This is a genomic window from Acinetobacter sp. ABJ_C1_1 (assembly GCF_044684115.1).
GTDB classification, from domain to species: Bacteria; Pseudomonadota; Gammaproteobacteria; order Pseudomonadales; family Moraxellaceae; genus Acinetobacter; species Acinetobacter nosocomialis_A.
Window position 1 is genome coordinate 1 of sequence record NZ_JBITPU010000011.1, and the last position, 18,436, is coordinate 18,436.

Genomic DNA, 18,436 nt, shown 5'->3' on the forward strand with positions numbered 1-18,436 from the left:
ATGTAAAATGGCACCAAAATGAACCACAAAAAAATTCAAATTTCGTTAACTGATCCGCAATTTTATTTAATAATTCTAACCAATTAGAAATGTTTCCTTTCAATTGTAAATGATTGTTTTTCAACAGCTCGTTCAATATAATATTTTTATAAATCAATAGGAAACCCATTTTCATATTTTTTCCACTGAAAATTAGACTTAAGGTCCCTAACGTCTTTCGATTTACAAATTTAAAGAAAAACTTAATTAAAGAGTAATTTATAACACTTCTTCATCTGTTATATTTTTTTGAAAAAATTCTGTATCTATGATTACACATTGTATTTCTTCATGATAGTAAACATCCAGACACGAGGTAGCTAACATGAATTTTTTAAGAAAGAAAAATAAAGCTAGTTTTGTATTATTTATTATCACACTCTATTCAATGCTAGGGTTTGGTTTGGGCTACATTATTTGGGAATATTTCTTGCAAATTCCATAATTTAAACTAGATAGTCATATAAAAACAGCTTTGATTATGAACCAGTATAAGTAATTATATGCTTCATTCTTAGGGCATTAAATGACTTATTAAGTATAAAAAGTACCTTTCAAAATATAAGTTATCTCCAAATTGAAAGGTACTTGGTTATCAGTTAAAGCTATGCCTAGCAATCTCAGCATTAATCTCGAGACCTATTTCTTTACTACGATGATAAGCTGCTCTCAAAGCCAGTCGGATATCGTCGGAAAGGTTTCCTAGTTCAAACATTCGTAAAGCAGATTCGGTAATTCCATTAGCCAGTGTCACCTTCCCGCATAGTTCACTTGGCTGAACGTTACTTTTACGGACCATGTCTACGGCACCTGAGGCTGCTTGTAGTGCGAGATCTAAAGCGAACTGCTTATCTAGCCCCATAGAAATACCTGTTTTGACCATACTGTCGAGAATATAAAAGAAGTACGCTGGACCTGAACCTGATAAAGCAATAATGGCATCACTTTCCGATTCTGAGTTTGCCCAATAGGTCTTCCCTGTTGCTGAGTAAATTGTCTCAACTACTTCTTTATCTAAAGGCTCTAGATATTCTGAACCAATCAGCACATGGGTACCCGTATAAGTTAATACAGGTGGGTTAGAAATGACTCTTATAATCTTTTTTGAACCCGTAATACTTACTAGTTGTTTAATATTAACCCCAGCCATCATCGATACTATTGTTTTATCAGCTAGCCATTTTTTTAATGGCGCCAGTATAGCTTTTAGGTTTTTTGGGTCTAGTAATAGAACAACGATATCAGCCTTTTTTACCTCATGCTGTTTTTGCTTTAGAATAATTTCATTATCAAACTTTACTTCCTCTATAAGATTAATTTTTTCTTTTTGGAATCCTTTTAAAACCAAACCTCCAATTAAAGCTAAAGACAAATTACTGCTGCCAATAAAGCAAATATTAGGTTGTACTATATTCAACATTTAGAATTATTTCCTTCCTTTAGATATACTACAAAAAGAAATATTATTTATGACTTAAGTCATGGACCGTTAATACAATAAAAATTTAATAAATTTTTATGAATGTTAAGTTTAATTTTACAACAAAATCATATTTTGAGCTAAGATTACCCTATTAGTTATGACGTTATGAATAACAAATTAATCTAAATTGTTAAAAATATGTAATTAAAAATTATTTTTAGCTTATCTGATTTAAGCATTATAGTTGCCAAGCTTAAAGTGTTTTTATTTAACATTCACTTAACGATCTTTGCTCTTTTTTTAAGAAACTCTCGGCTATTCGTGATGCTTCTTGAAAATTGAATTCACTGCATACCCAAAATGATAAAAGCTTTCCATCTAAATGAAAGTATTGCTTGTGATACTCAGTGACATCATCTGAATGAGGGTTTCCAACACAGAAACAATTTTCATTATTTTTTCTTACTTTACCGTTTAAAATACCGCCAATACAAATATCCATTTTTATACCAGTTATAATGTTAACTTATAAAACATAAATTTAATTTTTATATTATATAAAACAAATAATCAACTTATTTAATATTTTATATAAAAAACCCACAAAGGAAGAAGTGGGTTTTTTAACTACGTAGATGATTTCATGTTATTTAATTGAGCAAATTGCCAAAAAATAAACCAAATAAAATCATCAAATTACGTTATTTAAGCATTCGTCACAATTGTGATGTTCGAAGCTTGTGGGCCTTTTTTACCCTGTGTCACAGTAAACTGAACACGCTGACCTTCTAAAAGAACTTTAAAGCCTTGTGTTTGAATCTCAGAAAAATGTGCAAAAACATCTTTACCTTCATCAGATTGAATAAAACCAAAACCTTTAGTTTCATTAAACCATTTTACTGTACCAGTAGTATTAGACATAAATTAATCCTAATTTTTTAAAAAACATTATCATTTGTTATTGGGTGAACCAATTAAACTAAAAAATATACACTCTACTTAAATATCTAATAATATACGGAGGATTATAAATAAAACTGCGAAAAGAGAGATTTAGGGTTACATGAATATTTTTGTAGTTAAAGTCGACTATACACGCTTCTTAACGAATTGCAATCTCTATCTTGATTAATTGATTTTTTACTTAATTCAAACCTCCCCACCCTCATCTTATTCATTGATTTTAAAAACTATTTACAAGTTTTTTATTGATTTAACATCAATATATTAATTATATATATCTTATTTTTTTTTACACGCTAAAATTTTGTCTTCTATAGATTTTTAAGCTTTGCTATAAGCTCAAACACTTACTTTTAGGAATAATTAAAATATTTTACTTTTTTATAAAATATACAGACTTGTCTATATACACTTTACCTATTCTACTTTAAAGTACGTGTGCAGCTTAACATGTTGATGATAAACAGGAAGTAACTCCGTGAATGGTCTCTTAGTTTTTATAACCATTGCTTTTCTTACATTATCAAGCCCAGGACCAGGCGTTTTATTTACAGTAACAAATTCAATTAACTATGGTGTCCGTACCACTTTATTCGGTATTAGCGGTTTAATCATTGGTATGTTCATTATCGCTGTGATTTCTGCAAGTGGAGTCGGGCTTATCATTACCAGTAATCCTACGATCTTCACGGTCTTAAAGCTTATTGGGGCCTTTTACCTTATGTATTTAGGTTATAAAAATTTCATAAAAAAATCCCCAACACAAGATTTACTCGAAACTGAACATGACGAGAAAGGTATAAAGAAATCAAAACTTTTCTATCAAGGATTGTTTGCTTCACTACTTAATCCCAAAACAATTGTCTTTTTCATTGCCCTTTTTCCACAGTTTATTGATATTAAAAAAGAAATATTAAATCAGTTTCTGGTTTTATCTTTAACCTTTTGTCTTATTGGATTTTTAATTCATTTAGTTTATGCCAACTTTTCTTCTATTTTTAAAGAGAAAATGCTTGCCGGAAATAATTTTGCAAAACTGAATAAAATCAGTGGTTGTATTTTCTTTCTTCTCGCTATTTTACTTATTACTCAATAAAAAGTTTGTACTCCTATAAAAAGTAGAATGGACCAGCTTGTTAGATGTTTTGTAGCCTATATGCTTAAAAACAGCTCTAACAAGTTGGTCTTTTTATAAGTTCACACGGTTAGCAAGCCATCCATAAAAGAACTGCTCATACTTTGGATTTTTCTCGGTAATTGCAATATAGCGTTGGCCTTGCATAATATTCAGAAGACGTACTAATACCCGTTCACCTTCATTACCGCGCTTCTTTATATAGATTGATAAAGCCTGTAATGTAGAGGGTCCATATTCCCCATCCAATTTAAGATCCGCCCAACCTTCTTTCCCTTGCCGGTTTAACAAGTTCAAAGCACGCTGTAGAAGTGGTTTTGTAAAACCAATACCGCAATTTACTCCTGTGTCGAGTAGCTCTTCAGCAATGATCGGACTAATCAAATTAACTTGATCAAATCGCGGCTCAAGCCAATATTGGTTCTTATAAATATCTCTTGCTATCTTTAAAGGTAAATCCTTCATTTCACCTTGATATCCATAACTACGTGCAACAGCTTGTGTAATTCCATATTTAGTAGCATGGCCAGAGTCAAGGAGGTCATTTACATAACCACCTTCACGTTTTATAAGTGCATCTAAATATTGTTCAATATTCATGGGACTGTCCTCATTTATAAAACTCACTGTTAGTATTAACTTTGAATATCATCTTTTGCTTTTTTTAAGTCTTTCATTACTTCAACAATGGTTTTCCCTTCTTGTTTATTAATGAAGTTAAATATCCATCTCACAATTGCCCAGCCAGGTAAGCCACAAATAAAGAAGAATCCACCTAAAGTGATCATGCCCCATATATCTGTCACCCATTCATGCAAGTCCCATTTCATGATAATGAATGAGCCACCAGTCAAGCTTGAGACAATAGTGCAAATCAAACCGACTACCCATTCTTGAGGTGAACGAGGGAAACGCATGATTAGAACCACTGCTACGACTAAGCTCACAGCTAAAGCAATCATCATGACCGTACCATAAAGCTTAAAAGCAGAAGCTAGTCCATTTAATGTTAAAAAATTTTCCATAATTTAATCCTGTCTCATACTTAAAATTTGAAAAATAATCTTGATTACTCCATTGTTATTTCTCATATTTTTATAAAAATCTGCTACACAACCACAGTTAGCTTAGCCGTTCTTTTTTCTCTTAAAACTGGCATACATCAATGACTTATCTTTTTTTGACCAAAAAGTTGAGATAACACGCTGCCGTATATCGGAAACTTTTGTGAGCCATTAAATTCTTTGTTAGATTCTTCATGTTCTTGATACCCTTTATCGACGAACATTAAGCCTGATCCACGGAATCGGGCTTTTTTTATTTCATTTTTTGTTTTTGATAGCCGATCTCTACCACTGATTCACTATCGCCATTTTTTATATTCTGTCGTCCAGTGAGGCAGAATAAATATCACTACTTACTAAGCCATTGATAAAAATTAAAAATATACTTAAGTAAAATATTTGATTCGTTCTATCAATGAGTTCTTATAACTGATATTATAACTATAGTTATTATTAGTCAATAACTACAGTTGTTTTACTAGATATAACTTAAGTTATATATTTGTTATAAGTTAGCTGGTGCGATCATTATGGCTCTTAAAGACCGTTTAAAAGATTCAAGGATTAAAGCTAAGAAAACTCAGGCAGAAGTTGCTGAAGCAGTAAAAATGTCTCAGCCTGCTTATCAAGCTTTAGAATCGGGAAAGAACTTAAAATCTGCTTTTCTTCCACTCATTGCACAGTTTTTAGGTGTAGACGCTTATTGGCTCACTACTGGTAACACAGAAGATTCTTTTAGAGAAAGTGATGTATTTAGTCCTACTGTTGTAAGTCATGATGTAGTAGATCAATATGTGTGGATTGAAGTCGTTGAAGCAAGTTTTTCTTGTGGTACAGGCGAATCAATCGAATTCCATTTTGATGCAATTAATGGAAAAATTCCTTTCCCTGCTTCTTTCTTTAAAGAAAAGCGTGTTCCTCAGGAATGCATGCGCATTATTAAAGCTAAGGGCGATAGCATGACCGATTACATCAAAGATGGAGATTTGGTCGGTATTGATATTTCTCAAACAGAAGTGATTGATGGAGAAATCTATGCAGTTTATTTCGCTGGCGAGGGAATGATTAAACAAATTTTTAAAGAAGCAGATGGCTCTTTAATTTTGCATAGCTTAAATGAAAAATTTAGAGATCGTCGTGTCACTGAAGAGAACGGGAAAAACTTTAAAGTGATGGGCCGTCAGTTCTGGCGGGCCGGTTAATTTAGTTATTAAATATAGTTAAAATAATAATTTCATCGTTTTCATGTAGTTTACTTGTTTATAACTTTAATTATTTATTTTTCGATTAGATATAAAAAAACCTATCTCTTTTAAAAAGGATAGGTTTTTTTTGCTTTATTACCATAGTTTTATCAACAATATGTATTTAAACGATAAAGTTGATTAAATCCGGCATAGAAGCTTTTACCATCTTGGTTTAACTCAATTTCTTCACCAGTTTGAAGCTGAATTTTCTTTCCAACCTCTACCCAACGATAGCCATCAAGTGAGTTTTGCTTACGCACGTGAGGAATGATCCTCACATTAATTTCATTGCCATTTACGGCTGTGGCAATTTGCCATTCATTTACTATATTCACAATCGTATTCACTCATTACTGAGCTCATGTGATTTGACGGTATTTAATTAGAACGCTAGATTTAAGGTATGGACAATTCGTCTAGAATTTAATATTTAGCTTGATATAGGGTTATTTATAAGCTAATTGCTTTTCATGAGTTCGTATCACGAAAAGTAGTACATCACAGAGCATAATATTTTTGGATGCGGGAGTCGGATTTGAACCAACGACCTTCGGGTTATGAGCCCGACGAGTTACCAGACTGCTCCACCCCGCAATTGGAAGTAAGCTTTATACGCCTATATATTTTATAAAGCAAACTTTATTTTTTAATCGGTTGTAATTATTAACAATTATCTTTTTATTAATTTTTCATTTTAACCATTTAGTCTAAATTAGCATATCAATTTCTAACTTTTAGTTCTTTAAATTGTTGTATTTATTTTAAATAGAACCCGATATTCATAGACAGCAATTGCCTTGCTTGGATAGCTTTTATACTATCTAGTTTCATCCAATTATTTATAGTTTATATGTCTGATCCCCAGTTCTCACTCAGCGAATATCTCGGCACTGTGCAGGAAGTGATACGCCTGACATTTGACGAACCGGTATGGGTTAGAGCAGAGATTCGTAATTTAAATATTAAAGGTGGACATTACTATTTAGAGCTTGCAGAGAAAGATGCAGATACGGATAAAGTCATCGCCAGTTGTAAAGCAACCATTTGGAAATTTTCAGCGAGTAAAATTGTTCTTAAGTTTGAACGAGAAACAGGAATTGAGTTAGCAAGTGACTTAAATGTTTTAATTAAAATTAGAGCGCGTTTTGATCCGCAATATGGATTTTCAGTCAATATCGAAGAGATTGACTCAAGTTTTACACTTGGGGAAATTGCAAAACGTTATCAACAAATTGTGGAGCGTTTAACTCAAGAAGGTTTAATTCATAAGAATAAACTTCTCCCTACTCCTTTTGATATTCAAAATGTTTTAGTGATTGCTCCTCAAAATGCTGCAGGATTGGGGGACTTTAAAAAAGATGCAGATGCTCTTGAGCGAAATGGGGTCTGCCATTTTGTTTATCAAAGTGCGACTTTTCAGGGAAATACGGCTGCCGTTAGCCTTATGGAGTCGTTGGCAACAGGGTTAAAGCAATGGGCAAATAGTTATAACTTTGCACCCGATCTGATTGTAATTATTCGTGGTGGTGGTGCTGTAAATGACTTAGCTTATTTAAATGATTATGAGCTTGCTGCCCTACTCTGTAAACGTAGCGTACCGATTTGGGTTGGTATCGGACATGAAAAAGACCGTACTATCCTTGATGAGATCGCACACCGTTCGTTTGATACTCCAAGTAAAGTGATTGCGGGTATTCGCAACCATATTGTTGAACGTGTACAAGAAGCTGTAGACAACCTACAAACAATTAAACTTTTGTCTCAACATCAAATTACGACTTATCAAAGTAAGAGTGATCAATATTTACAACATATTAAATCTTCTGCCCAAGGCCAACTTAATTCTGCTCACCAGTTCCTCGAACAAATGAAAGAACGCATTCAATTTGTTTCGCAGCAACAGGTTAAGTTTTCTTTAACGCAAACCGAAGCGCTTATGCGAGAAATTCTTCTGCAAAACCCGAGACAGATTCAAGCCAAAGGCTATGCAATTGTAAGATCTGAAGGCAAAGCAATTCGTTCTGTTCATCAAATCTCAAACTCGGCCGTTACTATTGAAATGCAAGATGGTGCTATTGAGGCCAATATTATCGAGGTAATTCCTAATGAATGAAAAAGAACTGTCTTTCAAAGAAGGTCATGCCATCTTAAAACGAAATGCCGAATTACTTGAATCTCAGGAAAGCCCAGATATTGATAATTTGATGAAGATTGTTGAAGAATCCATTGGTGCTTATAAAGCTTGCAAATCTCGCATTGAAGCAGTCCAGCAAGCTTTAGATGAAACTTTTAAAGAATAAATTTACATAAAAAAAGCCCATTTCTACTTCTCATTGAAGAAATGGGCTTAGTGAACACCACTTAGTCCTGAAATGCAAAAATGAGGATTAGGTCACATTTTTGCAAAAACATAGTCCCATAACGACCTTCGATGTTCAATATTTTAATTGTGTCTATACGTTAGTTTGGCTTAATTTTCACCATCTAAGACCCTAAAAACATAACATCTACTCATGGTTATTGTTAAATTTAATTTAAGAGTTATTCCTCACTGAATGGACCAACTAATTTATAAATTTTCCCATCTTTTGGATTTTCATAAAGTAAATCCATATTGGGTAGAATAATTTCATCATCAATTTCAATATGTTCTACACTTTTATGAAGCTCAAGCACATGATCATTCATAGGTCTAACTTTTGCCAAAGCAATTAATTCTTTATCAAATTGGTCCTTGATAATTACTTTTAATCTTTTCATAAAAATCTCCTGAAAAATAAATTTTTTAATATAAATAATGGGTTAAGTTTAAAATGAGCTAATCGCAGAATAGCCGATTGGCATGGCAAAGAAAGTTAAAATAAATGCAGCTGTACGTTGTAAATTGCGTTGATTTAACCAAGTTACTTTATTTGAAATAAGGGCTGTTCCAAACATAATCCATAAAAAAGCAATTGGAGTAATTAAAGATAAAAAGACAACAATGTGAATAAAATACAAATGCGGATTTTCCCACGCTGCATGTGGAAAAATCGCCGAAGCAAAGAGTAAAGCTTTTGGGTTTAAAAGTGTTGCAAGAAATAAAGCTTTTGGCGTAATGAGTGGTCGGTCTAATTTAATATCTTCAGTCGATGTCATCCAGAGTTTAAAAGCAAGATAAAGGATGAAACCCGCACTGATCAGCTTTAATATGGCTGGAAGCCATGGAATGAAATGAGATACTGACTCAAGTAAAACACCCCAAGAGGTAATTGCGATTAGGTAACCTATTACCTCTGCCGGAATTAACTTAAGTGAATGCTTTACCCCTGCCTGTATGCCAGCCGAGGCTAATAATGTATTTGTTGGTCCTGGAGTCAGCAAAATAGTGACCACAAGTCCAATAAACAAAAATGACACCATAGGCTAAAAACTCGATTGATTACGCTAGGCGAAATATGTCAAAAACAGTCCTATATTGTCGACAAAATCGTTGTAACAAGAAATATTACAAATACTTTTTATTTTTTAAAATTAGTAGCTTATTAAAAAGTGAATCTTGGTTCATTATAATTTGTTCAATTTTAAATTTGCAAAATTCGTCACACATTTTTTAAAAATATTACTCTAATTTAAAAAATGACTTCAAACTACTTAATAATTTATCTTTTAAAATTAAGTCGTTATTTTTGAGTGCTTTTTAATCAACCTATCTTATTTCCCCTCCATCAGAAAGAAATATCATACGCCTTGAAATTGCTAAATTGATCAATATATATACAAGTGAAAATCGTGATTTTACTGAATAGATGTATTGTTCCCCATCAATTCATTAATCGCCGCTTTCATCGAATTAAATAGTTGATGGAGGATGCATGATGAATGCTTATGTTCGCCCACATCCGGATGGTTTTAAATCTTATTTAGGAAAGGATCAGAAAACCGGTCTTTATACAGTACGGGTTGGTTGGACAATATATGAAACGAATGCCAATGGTTCTGTTTTGTATATTGTTAAAGAGGAAAGTAAAATTCCATTGGATGTAGAAAAGTTTAAAACTGACCGTCCCAAAATCTATGATGCACTTTTAAATGAAGTGCAATTTCAACGTAAGAAACAACTAGCTATTGACCTTCAAAAGTCCAATATACCCTCTTATGATCGTAAGGCCTATAAAAAACGGCGCGGCTTTACAAGCTCTTAAAATTATCTAGCAAAGTCAGTAGATACGGAAAAAGCACCCTTGGGTGCTTTTTCGTTTAACGACCAGTCGCAATTAACACAAACAGGCTCAGTATTAATGTACTTAATGATCGTTTGCAGTGTACGTGGACTTCATGCTCAGCTCCGTGAGCGTACTGTTCAATGTTTTCCATTACGTGTGCCCTTAAAGTTCACACTGATAATTTGCCTAATTTTCATTCATTAAAAAATTAGCCAAAAGTATTATATCGAAATAAATTTTATGTCTTGTTTTAAGAAGATCTTCTTCGTGCTTCATCATTTTTCAAAACTTTAATTAGAAAAGTACATGTAACATTCTTATACGAGGTTAATCACTTATTGAGCATTTGTAGACCTTTCATTTCAAAGTGCCCTATAGGAAAAATGATTTTATAAAATGAAAAAAGATAAAAATATTCGGTTTTTTAATAATAGCCTTTCAAAAGGAGAATATTAAAATGAATAGCTCACAAGAACCAACCCCTTCTCTGTTTAGTCAAGCATCTACCTCTATTCAAGCATGCATTGAATGTATGTTTGCTTGTAAACATTGTGCCTCAGCATGTTTACAAGAAGAACATGTGCATATGATGAGTGAATGTATTAAACACTGTTTAACGTGTGTAGAAACCTGTCAGCTATGCACATCTTTAGAGTTAAGACATTCGGAGCTTGCTGAACAAGCTATGCAATTATGTGCCAGTGCATGCCAACTTTGCGCAGCTGAATGTAGTAAACACGAACATGAGCATTGCCAGATTTGTGCAAAAGCATGTTTAGCATGTGCCCAAGCTTGTCAGGCATATCGTGCTTAACTTCTAGTTAGCGTAAAAACCTACGATCTATTCGGCTCGTAGGCTTTAAAAATTTAAAAATTTAAAAATTAGAAAATTAAAATTTTAGATGAGATAAATAAATACTTTTCTTTAGGCATAAAAAAAACCCGCATCTTGGGGAAAATGCAGGCTCTTAGATCTCCCACAACGACCATGAGTTCATTATTAAGCTTGAACTTTAAACCGTTGACTCAATGTACCTTTAATAAAAATAAATTGCAATACAGAATAGTCTGTATATTTAAAATATTTTGTTATTTTTACATTACTTTTTCATAAATAGTTTAAAAATCTATGATCTTCACAAATAAGAAATAGCTTTTTACATGCATTAAAAAAGCCCGTTTCACGGGCTTTTCTGCAACGGTGAGCAATCTAAGATTTGTGTCTATCCATCTCTTACATGCTCTTTGCTAGCTATATGTAAGGCCCTATCGTATCTTTTGCCCTGTCCCAAGTTTCCCTGTGGATCGAGGAGATATTACGATTACCTTAGGTACAGTTATAGCACATTATTTATTCATGGCTAGTGCTGTTCACGTTTTTTTACAAATGAATAAAATACTTCAAACCTTCATATTTCAAGGGTTTTCTACCCCATTTGGATATTGGCGAGCGTCATCACAAATTGGATACCACTTCACTTGTGAATTGACAAAAGCATGAGAGATGACTGGCGTCGATATTTCTTCATTAATAAGTCCGACCCTCAGGCGTACCACTTCTGGCTTATCTAGACGTTCACTCCAGATCGGTGAACCGCAAGTTTTACAGAACATTCTCTTTTTGTTTGGAGAAGCAAAATACGCTTGCAAAAGATTTTCACCTTGTACAATCTCTAAATGGCTTTTTTGTACTTGAGTGATGGCAGCAAAAGCAGCCCCTTGTGCTTTTTGGCATTGCTTACAATGACAAACCATAATGGGATTTAATTCAGCATTAATGCTGAGTTGAACACCATTACAAAGACAAGAAGCTGTATAAATCATGATTTTACCTTTTTTATTTTTATGGGATTTAGCTTACACCCACCCCTTTTTCAATATGATCTAAAATCGCACACGAAGCCTGTTGGTCACCACAGCAATCATCAGCTGAAGCCTGCAAAATATTAACCATTTCCTGTAAATGAGCAATTTTTTGCTTTAATTCGGCAATGTGTTTTACGGTTAAAGCTTTCACCTCTGCACTATGCCGATCGGTATTTTTCCAAAGCGAAATGAGCTCTTTCATCTGTTCGGATGAAAAACCTAACTCTCTGGCATGTTTTAAAAAGTTTAAAGTTTTAAGGTCTGTTTCTGAATAAATACGATAGCCAGAAGCAGAACGTTGAGCTGCTTCAAGTAAACCGATTTCTTCATAGTAGCGAATCATTTTCGCCGAAATGCCCGAATGTTTGGATGCCTGACCGATATTCATCTCACACCTCAAATATTAAATTTGGTTTAAGACCTTCTGTCATGATCTTAAACCAAAAGTTGATTTTCAGCACGCTTACTCTACTGGCGCATGAAAGCGTTTTAAGCGTAATGCATTGCCTAAAACAAAGACCGAAGAAAGTGCCATCGCGCCTGCTGCAAACATCGGTGAAAGTAACACACCAAATGCTGGATATAATGCCCCTGCTGCAATTGGAATTAGGGCTACGTTATATACAAATGCCCAGAACAGGTTTTGACGTATGTTTCGCATGGTGGCTTTACTTAATGCAATTGCATTCGGTACGCCTTTTAAACTACCTGACATGAGCACAACATCAGCTGCTTCAATGGCAACATCTGTTCCTGTACCAATAGCTAAACCGACATCTGCTTGCGCCAAGGCTGGTGCATCGTTAATACCATCACCAACAAAAGCTAAGCGCCCATACTGTTTTTGCAGTTGGCGGACTGTGTCCACCTTGCCCTCGGGTAAAACCTCTGCCACAACTTCATCAATGTTCAGCTTTTTAGCAATCGCTTGCGCTGTATGACGGTTATCTCCTGTAATCATGGCAACCTTGAGACCTAATTGATGCAAGGCCTCAATCGCAGCATAGGTTGTTTCTTTAATTGGGTCTGCCACGGCAATAATTGCAGCAAGTTTCTGATCAATAGCGACATAAAGCGGTGTTTTACCTTCTTCACCTAACTGAGCAGCAATCGCTTGGAATGAGCTGGTATCTAAACCAAGTTGGTGCATATAACGATCTGCGCCAATTTGTACTTTCTGGCCTGAAACTTCCGCTTCAATACCTGAACCTGTAATCGAGTTAAATGCTGTTACTGGTAATAAGTTTAGGCCTTCGCTTTCTGCTGCTTGAACAATCGCAAGGGCAATGGGATGTTCAGACTTGGCTTCGACCGAAGCAACCAAAGTCAGCACTTGTTCACGCTCAAAACCTGATTGCACATTAAAGTCAGTGAGTGTCGGTTTACCTTCGGTGAGTGTGCCCGTTTTATCAACTGCAACTACTTGAGCTTCTTGTAAAAGTTGCAAAGCTTCACCTTTACGGAACAAGACACCTAACTCGGCACCACGTCCAGTACCAACCATAATAGAAGTTGGTGTTGCAAGTCCCATCGCACAAGGACATGCAATAATCAGTACTGCAACGGCATTCACCAATCCAAAAGTGAGCGCAGGTTCTGGCCCAAAAATAAACCAAACCAAGAAAGTGATTGCAGCAATTAACATCACTACAGGTACAAACCACATGGTGACTTTATCGACTAAGCCCTGAATCGGAAGTTTAGAACCTTGGGCTTGTTCAACCATGCGAATAATTTGTGAAAGTACAGACGAAGAACCAACGGCGGTTGCCCGAATGTTTAGAGTACCGTTTTGATTGACTGTACCCCCAACTACTTGTTGCCCTATTATTTTTTCAATAGGAACAGGCTCACCCGTAATCATAGATTCATCAATGTAGCTGTGCCCTTCAACCACTTCACCATCGACAGGTACACGTTCACCCGGACGAATTTCTACGATAGTTCCACTGACCACTTCAGCAACAGCAACTTCAACCACTTGACCATCACGTTGAATACGGGCTGTTTTTGGCTGCATTCCTACTAAATGTTGAATCGCTTGTGAAGTACGTCCTTTAGCTTTTGCTTCGAAATATCGTCCGAGCAAAATTAAACTGACAATAACGGCAGCCGCTTCAAAGTAAACATTGACCGTGCCTTGTGGTAACACATGCGGCATAAAGGTTGCTACGACTGAAAAACTGTAGGCAGCCAAGGTTCCAACTGCCACTAGAGAGTTCATGTCTGGCGCTAAACGCCATAGGGCTGGAATCCCTTTTTGGTAAAAACGGCGACCTGGAAAAACGAGCACTAGTGTGGTCAAAGCAAACTGTAAAAGCCAGCTATTGTATTGACCAATCGTGTCCATGACCCACATGTGAAAAGCTGGAATGAGATGTGAACCCATTTCCAAAATAAACACAGGTAAGGCCAACACAATCGAAATGATTAAATCTTTTTTAAGCTGATCTAACTCTGACGCTTTTTTGTCGAGTTGCTCATCTTGATTTTTTTCAGATGCTTTTGCGTCGTAACCTGCTTTTTTAACAGCGCGAATTAAGTCTTCAACATTGACTGATGCATCTGCCTGCACCCAAGCTTGCTCTGTTGCTAAGTTGACTGTGGCTTCTTGAACGCCTTCTACTTTTTTAAGGGCCTTTTCAACACGTGCAACACAAGATGCACAAGTCATACCCTCAATAGACAACTCCACTGGCGCAGCTTTTGGGACATCGTAACCTGCTCGTTCAACTGCTTTAACCAGTGCTTCGCGATGGATCGGTTGATTTGAATAAACGACGGCTTTTTCTGTTGCCAAATTAACGTTGGCAATCTCTACATTTTCAACTTTCTTAAGTGCTTTTTCGACACGACCTACACAGGAGGCACAAGTCATGCCTTCGATTGGAAGTGTTTCACTATATGCTGGCAATTTTGTGTTTTTTGAGTCCATCAAACACCTCTGCAAATCTGCAAAATTTAATATTCTGTATTGAGCATACAGATTCCCATCATGGGAAGGTCAAGCATATTTTTTTAAAAAATTGGTCTTGACCTTACAATCATGACAAGGTTTAGACTCAGTGTTATCCAAACAAACATCTCATTCTTGATGGAGTATGAACATGAAACTACTTATTGAAAATATGACTTGTGGTGGCTGCGCTCGTGGAGTGACTGCGACGATTCAGGACGTCGATCCAAATGCAAAAGTAGATGTAGACTTAGCGACCAAAATCGTGACTGTTGAAAGCAGTGAAAGCATCGACAAAATTACCGAAGCACTTGAAGAAGATGGTTTCCCAGCGAAAGTGCAATAAGATATAAAACTGCATAGCTTCAGCTTTTGAGGCTATGCTCTGCTTATTTAAAAGTCGATACCGTTTGAATCATCTATTGGATTTTGATCGAGTGTAAAAACCGTCCGTTGATAAGGTATCCCTTCTAAGTCATAAACCTGATAAATACAATCAAACAGTGACTGTAAATCTTCACTTCGGTCCATTGCACGAGCAGTAATAAAAATCGGACTGACTGCGCCGTTATCTAAAATCGGAATATAGTTTAAGTGTGGAAACCGAATGGTATCGGCACTTGCTGGAATAATACAGATCCCTTCTCCCGCTGCTACCAAGCCCAAAGCCAGCTGAATTTCCCGTATTTCATGCATATTTTTTGGAACCAAACTATGCTCGGCAAAAATATTTAAAAGCTGGGTCGAAAAATTAGGCTTTGGAGAAGTGGGATACATAAACATCTTTTCATCAATGAGATCGGCCAAATATACCCCTTCTGTACGCTGTGCAATTGGATGACTCGTATGCGCAGCAACCACCAAGCGTTCTTTTCGTAGCAAAATACGTCTCACCGCAGGATCACTAATTCTTAGACGTCCAAATCCAACATCAATACGCCCTTCTTTTAATGCCTGTAGTTGCTCAGTCGTACTTAACTCCATCAATTGAATATTCAAATGAGGTTGTTGTTGCCGAAATAAATAAATGATTCGAGGCAGTAAACCATAGAGTAAAGACCCGACAAAACCAATCGTCACACTGCGTTCAATCAGACCAATACGTTTGGTCATACTTTTTATTTCTTCAGCATTCGACAAAAGTTTAAGGGCGTGCTGATAAAAGAAATGTCCGGCTGGGGTTGTCTGTAAAGGACGGCTTCCACGCTCAAACAGTTGAATTCCAAGCTCACTTTCCAAATTTTGAATCTGTCGACTCAAAGGTGGTTGAGCAATAAATAGTTTTTCCGCAGCTTTTGTAAAGCTCTGCTCTTCAACAACAGCCACAAAATACCGTAAATGTCTTAGTTCCATCAGGCTTCCATACCTTTAAGATATAAAAAAATGCAAATTCAGTCTTAGACACAGTTTAACCATTCTTTTAAGGTATATACAAGCAACAAACCGATGAAGTGATGAATTGCTTTGTGAAAAAGCCCTCTTGCCAATCTTCCAGTGATTCATCTTCATCAATTCACGGTTAAACACCCAGCGCACTCATGCGCTTCATTGACAATATTAGGATATCAAGACCTTGTAAATCGTAGCTAAGGCCTTGGTGACTTCCACACTTTTGGAAAGTCGGAGAACGGACATGCCACGTATTCCTGTAATCAATACTAGCCATCTTGACCGTATTGATGAATTACTTGTAGATAATATCGATACAGGTGAATTTAAACTTCATCGCTCAGTGTTTACTGACGAAGCCCTATTTGACCTCGAAATGAAATATATCTTCGAAGGTAATTGGGTTTACTTAGCGCACGAAAGCCAAATTCCAAATAATAATGACTACTACACCACTCACATTGGTCGTCAGCCAGTCATTATTGCCCGCAACCGTAACGGCGAACTCAATGCCATGATCAATGCGTGTTCACACCGCGGAGCACAACTTTGCCGTCACAAGCGTGGTAACAAAGCAACATATACCTGCCCTTTCCACGGCTGGACGTTTAACAACTCAGGTAAATTACTCAAGGTTAAAGATCCAAGCGAAGCTGGTTACTCAGACTGCTTCAACCAAGAAGGCTCACATGACCTTAAAAAAGTGGCTCGTTTTGAGAGTTACAAAGGTTTCTTATTTGGTAGCTTAAATCCTGATGTTCCTTCTCTTGAAGAATTCTTGGGTGAAACCACCAAAATCATCGACATGATTGTTGACCAGTCTGAACATGGTTTAGAAGTTTTACGTGGTTCATCTACCTATACCTATGAAGGCAACTGGAAACTCACCGCTGAAAATGGCGCCGATGGTTACCACGTTTCAGCTGTGCACTGGAACTACGCAGCAACAACTCAACACCGTAAAGAAACACAAGCTGCCGATAACATTCGTGCGATGAGTGCAGGTTCTTGGGGTAAACAAGGCGGTGGCTCGTATGGCTTTGAAAATGGCCACATGTTGCTTTGGACACAATGGGCAAACCCAGAAGACCGTCCAAACTTCCCGAAAGCAGATGAATACACCGAGAAATACGGTGAAGCGATGTCGAAATGGATGATTGAGCGTTCACGTAACTTGTGTCTCTATCCAAACGTTTATTTGATGGATCAGTTCGGTTCACAAATTCGTGTACTTCGCCCACTTTCGGTTAATAGAACTGAAGTCACCATTTACTGTATCGCACCTAAAGGCGAAGCACCTGAAGCTCGCGCACGTCGTATCCGTCAATATGAAGATTTCTTTAATGCTTCAGGCATGGCAACACCGGACGATTTAGAAGAATTCCGTGCCTGTCAGGCAGGCTACGCAGGTATTGCCCTTGAATGGAATGACATGTGCCGTGGTTCAAAACACTGGATTTATGGACCAGACGATGCAGCAAACGAAATCGGTTTAAAACCCATGTTAAGTGGGATTAAAACTGAAGATGAAGGCCTGTATCTGGCCCAGCATCAATATTGGTTAAAGACCATGAAACACGCGATTGCATCAGAGAAAGAAATTGCTGATCAGGGAGAAACAGCATGAGTGCTCAAGACAAAGCAACTTTAGAAAATATTGTTCAGTTTCTCTATCGTGAAGCTCGCTTTTTAGATGATGAACAATGGGAAGATTGGATTGAATGCTATGCACCAGAAGCGTCTTTCTGGATGCCAGCTTGGGACGACGACGATAGATTAACTGAAGATCCGCAATCTGAAATTTCACTTATTTATTATCCAGACCGTCAAGGTTTAGAAGATCGTGTGTTCCGTATCAAAACTGAGCGCTCATCTGCAACCATGCCGGACACACGCACAAGCCACAATATTGCCAACGTTGAAGTCGTAGAACGCGACGGCGACAAAGTCACGGTCCGCTTTAACTGGAATACCTTGAGTTTCCGTTACAAGACAAATTACAGCTATTTCGGTATGTCACGTTATGTGATCGATTTTTCAGGTGATCAACCAAAAATCTTGAGCAAGTATGTCGTTTTGAAAAATGACTATATCAATCAAGTCATTGATATCTACCACCTTTAAGACATACCCCCTCAGTTAAACGGAC

At 36.4% G+C, this 18,436-nt stretch carries 21 protein-coding genes, 1 tRNA gene and 2 pseudogenes; 10 read left to right on the top strand and 14 right to left on the bottom strand.

Going from position 1 to position 18,436, the window contains the following annotated elements; genetic code table 11:
• The first annotated feature begins 364 nt into the window (after positions 1 to 364).
• The gene (locus ACG59Z_RS12790) at positions 365 to 484 is read left to right on the top strand and encodes a hypothetical protein (protein WP_263613322.1); all 120 of its coding nucleotides are present in this window, start codon (positions 365 to 367) and stop codon (positions 482 to 484) included.
• Between the two features lie 150 nt (positions 485 to 634).
• On the opposite strand, the gene ACG59Z_RS12795 is transcribed toward ACG59Z_RS12790, so the two are convergent.
• The 3 genes from ACG59Z_RS12795 to ACG59Z_RS12805 form a co-directional block, all read right to left on the bottom strand.
• Positions 635 to 1,459 (bottom strand): pyrroline-5-carboxylate reductase family protein, encoded by an 825-nt coding sequence (locus ACG59Z_RS12795; protein WP_400199730.1) that lies wholly within the window; start codon positions 1,457 to 1,459, stop codon positions 635 to 637.
• A gap of 271 nt (positions 1,460 to 1,730) precedes the next feature.
• Positions 1,731 to 1,964, bottom strand: a complete 234-nt coding sequence (locus tag ACG59Z_RS12800; RefSeq protein ID WP_400199731.1) for a hypothetical protein — start codon at positions 1,962 to 1,964, stop codon at positions 1,731 to 1,733.
• Positions 1,965 to 2,167: 203 nt separating this feature from the next.
• Positions 2,168 to 2,383, bottom strand: a complete 216-nt coding sequence (locus ACG59Z_RS12805) for a cold-shock protein (protein WP_236753953.1) — start codon at positions 2,381 to 2,383, stop codon at positions 2,168 to 2,170.
• 520 nt (positions 2,384 to 2,903) lie between these two features.
• On the opposite strand from ACG59Z_RS12805, the gene ACG59Z_RS12810 reads away from it, so the two are divergent.
• Entirely contained in the window at positions 2,904 to 3,521 is a 618-nt protein-coding gene (locus ACG59Z_RS12810; RefSeq protein ID WP_400199732.1) for a LysE family translocator, read from the top strand.
• A gap of 93 nt (positions 3,522 to 3,614) precedes the next feature.
• On the opposite strand, the gene ACG59Z_RS12815 is transcribed toward ACG59Z_RS12810, so the two are convergent.
• Together ACG59Z_RS12815 and ACG59Z_RS12820 are read right to left on the bottom strand one after the other, a co-directional pair.
• Positions 3,615 to 4,160 carry a glycoside hydrolase family 108 protein gene (locus ACG59Z_RS12815; RefSeq protein WP_400199733.1) on the bottom strand — a complete coding sequence of 182 codons (546 nt, stop codon included), beginning with the start codon at positions 4,158 to 4,160 and terminating at the stop codon, positions 3,615 to 3,617.
• 35 nt (positions 4,161 to 4,195) lie between these two features.
• Positions 4,196 to 4,525 (bottom strand): hypothetical protein, encoded by a 330-nt coding sequence (locus ACG59Z_RS12820; RefSeq protein WP_272480772.1) that lies wholly within the window; start codon positions 4,523 to 4,525, stop codon positions 4,196 to 4,198.
• A gap of 629 nt (positions 4,526 to 5,154) precedes the next feature.
• Between ACG59Z_RS12820 and ACG59Z_RS12825 the strand changes: the two genes are divergently transcribed.
• Positions 5,155 to 5,826 (top strand): LexA family transcriptional regulator, encoded by a 672-nt coding sequence (locus ACG59Z_RS12825; protein WP_263613315.1) that lies wholly within the window; start codon positions 5,155 to 5,157, stop codon positions 5,824 to 5,826.
• Between the two features lie 152 nt (positions 5,827 to 5,978).
• On the opposite strand, the gene ACG59Z_RS12830 is transcribed toward ACG59Z_RS12825, so the two are convergent.
• Positions 5,979 to 6,209 carry a hypothetical protein gene (locus tag ACG59Z_RS12830; protein ID WP_025465682.1) on the bottom strand — a complete coding sequence of 77 codons (231 nt, stop codon included), beginning with the start codon at positions 6,207 to 6,209 and terminating at the stop codon, positions 5,979 to 5,981.
• A 179-nt stretch (positions 6,210 to 6,388) separates the two neighbouring features.
• Positions 6,389 to 6,465 (bottom strand) — tRNA-Met (locus ACG59Z_RS12835).
• 256 nt (positions 6,466 to 6,721) lie between these two features.
• On the opposite strand from ACG59Z_RS12835, the gene xseA reads away from it, so the two are divergent.
• Entirely contained in the window at positions 6,722 to 7,984 is a 1,263-nt protein-coding gene (gene xseA, locus ACG59Z_RS12840) for an exodeoxyribonuclease VII large subunit (protein WP_400199734.1), read from the top strand.
• On the top strand, positions 7,977 to 8,171 hold the full coding sequence (xseB, locus tag ACG59Z_RS12845) for an exodeoxyribonuclease VII small subunit (protein WP_400199735.1): 195 nt from the start codon (positions 7,977 to 7,979) through the stop codon (positions 8,169 to 8,171). The genes xseA and xseB overlap by 8 nt, the downstream gene beginning before the upstream one ends.
• A 241-nt stretch (positions 8,172 to 8,412) precedes the next feature.
• On the opposite strand, the gene ACG59Z_RS12850 is transcribed toward xseB, so the two are convergent.
• Both ACG59Z_RS12850 and ACG59Z_RS12855 read right to left on the bottom strand, forming a co-directional pair.
• On the bottom strand, positions 8,413 to 8,631 hold the full coding sequence (locus ACG59Z_RS12850) for a hypothetical protein (protein WP_311071823.1): 219 nt from the start codon (positions 8,629 to 8,631) through the stop codon (positions 8,413 to 8,415).
• Positions 8,632 to 8,679: 48 nt separating this feature from the next.
• Positions 8,680 to 9,273 carry a LysE family translocator gene (locus ACG59Z_RS12855; RefSeq protein ID WP_400199736.1) on the bottom strand — a complete coding sequence of 198 codons (594 nt, stop codon included), beginning with the start codon at positions 9,271 to 9,273 and terminating at the stop codon, positions 8,680 to 8,682.
• 452 nt (positions 9,274 to 9,725) lie between these two features.
• On the opposite strand from ACG59Z_RS12855, the gene ACG59Z_RS12860 reads away from it, so the two are divergent.
• Entirely contained in the window at positions 9,726 to 10,055 is a 330-nt protein-coding gene (locus ACG59Z_RS12860; RefSeq protein ID WP_016805181.1) for a hypothetical protein, read from the top strand.
• Positions 10,056 to 10,533: 478 nt separating this feature from the next.
• Positions 10,534 to 10,890: a four-helix bundle copper-binding protein gene (locus tag ACG59Z_RS12865; RefSeq protein WP_400199737.1), complete on the top strand. Its 357-nt coding sequence runs from the start codon at positions 10,534 to 10,536 to the stop codon at positions 10,888 to 10,890.
• A 602-nt stretch (positions 10,891 to 11,492) separates the two neighbouring features.
• Here ACG59Z_RS12865 and ACG59Z_RS12870 read toward each other — a convergent pair.
• The 3 genes from ACG59Z_RS12870 to ACG59Z_RS12880 form a co-directional block, all read right to left on the bottom strand.
• Complete coding sequence (locus tag ACG59Z_RS12870; RefSeq protein WP_400199738.1) at positions 11,493 to 11,900, bottom strand: GFA family protein; 408 nt, start codon at positions 11,898 to 11,900, stop codon at positions 11,493 to 11,495.
• Between the two features lie 28 nt (positions 11,901 to 11,928).
• Entirely contained in the window at positions 11,929 to 12,330 is a 402-nt protein-coding gene (cueR, locus tag ACG59Z_RS12875; RefSeq protein ID WP_001020650.1) for a Cu(I)-responsive transcriptional regulator, read from the bottom strand.
• A gap of 75 nt (positions 12,331 to 12,405) precedes the next feature.
• Positions 12,406 to 14,877 carry a heavy metal translocating P-type ATPase gene (locus tag ACG59Z_RS12880; protein ID WP_400199739.1) on the bottom strand — a complete coding sequence of 824 codons (2,472 nt, stop codon included), beginning with the start codon at positions 14,875 to 14,877 and terminating at the stop codon, positions 12,406 to 12,408.
• Between the two features lie 166 nt (positions 14,878 to 15,043).
• Between ACG59Z_RS12880 and ACG59Z_RS12885 the strand changes: the two genes are divergently transcribed.
• Positions 15,044 to 15,244 (top strand): heavy-metal-associated domain-containing protein, encoded by a 201-nt coding sequence (locus ACG59Z_RS12885; protein WP_078210158.1) that lies wholly within the window; start codon positions 15,044 to 15,046, stop codon positions 15,242 to 15,244.
• A gap of 47 nt (positions 15,245 to 15,291) precedes the next feature.
• On the opposite strand, the gene ACG59Z_RS12890 is transcribed toward ACG59Z_RS12885, so the two are convergent.
• Both ACG59Z_RS12890 and ACG59Z_RS12895 read right to left on the bottom strand, forming a co-directional pair.
• Positions 15,292 to 16,251: a LysR family transcriptional regulator gene (locus ACG59Z_RS12890; protein WP_000423274.1), complete on the bottom strand. Its 960-nt coding sequence runs from the start codon at positions 16,249 to 16,251 to the stop codon at positions 15,292 to 15,294.
• Between the two features lie 44 nt (positions 16,252 to 16,295).
• A pseudogene (locus tag ACG59Z_RS12895) lies at positions 16,296 to 16,425 on the bottom strand (hypothetical protein).
• A 106-nt stretch (positions 16,426 to 16,531) separates the two neighbouring features.
• Between ACG59Z_RS12895 and benA the strand changes: the two are divergent.
• Together benA and benB are read left to right on the top strand one after the other, a co-directional pair.
• Complete coding sequence (gene benA / locus ACG59Z_RS12900) at positions 16,532 to 17,914, top strand: benzoate 1,2-dioxygenase large subunit (RefSeq protein ID WP_400199740.1); 1,383 nt, start codon at positions 16,532 to 16,534, stop codon at positions 17,912 to 17,914.
• Positions 17,911 to 18,430: pseudogene (benB, locus tag ACG59Z_RS12905) on the top strand (benzoate 1,2-dioxygenase small subunit). Before benA ends, benB begins: the two are co-directional and overlap by 4 nt.
• Positions 18,431 to 18,436: the final 6 nt, after the last annotated feature.

Coding starts and splice junctions, on each gene's coding strand:
- ACG59Z_RS12855 (WP_400199736.1), bottom strand. CDS start 9,273: ATGGTGTCATTTTTGTTTATTGGACTTGTGGTCACTATTTTGCTGACT.
- ACG59Z_RS12870 (WP_400199738.1), bottom strand. CDS start 11,900: ATGATTTATACAGCTTCTTGTCTTTGTAATGGTGTTCAACTCAGCATT.
- ACG59Z_RS12860 (WP_016805181.1), top strand. CDS start 9,726: ATGATGAATGCTTATGTTCGCCCACATCCGGATGGTTTTAAATCTTAT.
- ACG59Z_RS12790 (WP_263613322.1), top strand. CDS start 365: ATGAATTTTTTAAGAAAGAAAAATAAAGCTAGTTTTGTATTATTTATT.
- ACG59Z_RS12890 (WP_000423274.1), bottom strand. CDS start 16,251: ATGGAACTAAGACATTTACGGTATTTTGTGGCTGTTGTTGAAGAGCAG.
- cueR (WP_001020650.1), bottom strand. CDS start 12,330: ATGAATATCGGTCAGGCATCCAAACATTCGGGCATTTCGGCGAAAATG.
- ACG59Z_RS12820 (WP_272480772.1), bottom strand. CDS start 4,525: ATGATGATTGCTTTAGCTGTGAGCTTAGTCGTAGCAGTGGTTCTAATC.
- ACG59Z_RS12800 (WP_400199731.1), bottom strand. CDS start 1,964: ATGGATATTTGTATTGGCGGTATTTTAAACGGTAAAGTAAGAAAAAAT.
- ACG59Z_RS12885 (WP_078210158.1), top strand. CDS start 15,044: ATGAACATGAAACTACTTATTGAAAATATGACTTGTGGTGGCTGCGCT.
- ACG59Z_RS12805 (WP_236753953.1), bottom strand. CDS start 2,383: ATGTCTAATACTACTGGTACAGTAAAATGGTTTAATGAAACTAAAGGT.
- ACG59Z_RS12795 (WP_400199730.1), bottom strand. CDS start 1,459: ATGTTGAATATAGTACAACCTAATATTTGCTTTATTGGCAGCAGTAAT.
- xseA (WP_400199734.1), top strand. CDS start 6,722: ATGTCTGATCCCCAGTTCTCACTCAGCGAATATCTCGGCACTGTGCAG.
- ACG59Z_RS12815 (WP_400199733.1), bottom strand. CDS start 4,160: ATGAATATTGAACAATATTTAGATGCACTTATAAAACGTGAAGGTGGT.
- xseB (WP_400199735.1), top strand. CDS start 7,977: ATGAATGAAAAAGAACTGTCTTTCAAAGAAGGTCATGCCATCTTAAAA.
- benA (WP_400199740.1), top strand. CDS start 16,532: ATGCCACGTATTCCTGTAATCAATACTAGCCATCTTGACCGTATTGAT.
- ACG59Z_RS12865 (WP_400199737.1), top strand. CDS start 10,534: ATGAATAGCTCACAAGAACCAACCCCTTCTCTGTTTAGTCAAGCATCT.
- ACG59Z_RS12825 (WP_263613315.1), top strand. CDS start 5,155: ATGGCTCTTAAAGACCGTTTAAAAGATTCAAGGATTAAAGCTAAGAAA.
- ACG59Z_RS12880 (WP_400199739.1), bottom strand. CDS start 14,877: ATGGACTCAAAAAACACAAAATTGCCAGCATATAGTGAAACACTTCCA.
- ACG59Z_RS12850 (WP_311071823.1), bottom strand. CDS start 8,631: ATGAAAAGATTAAAAGTAATTATCAAGGACCAATTTGATAAAGAATTA.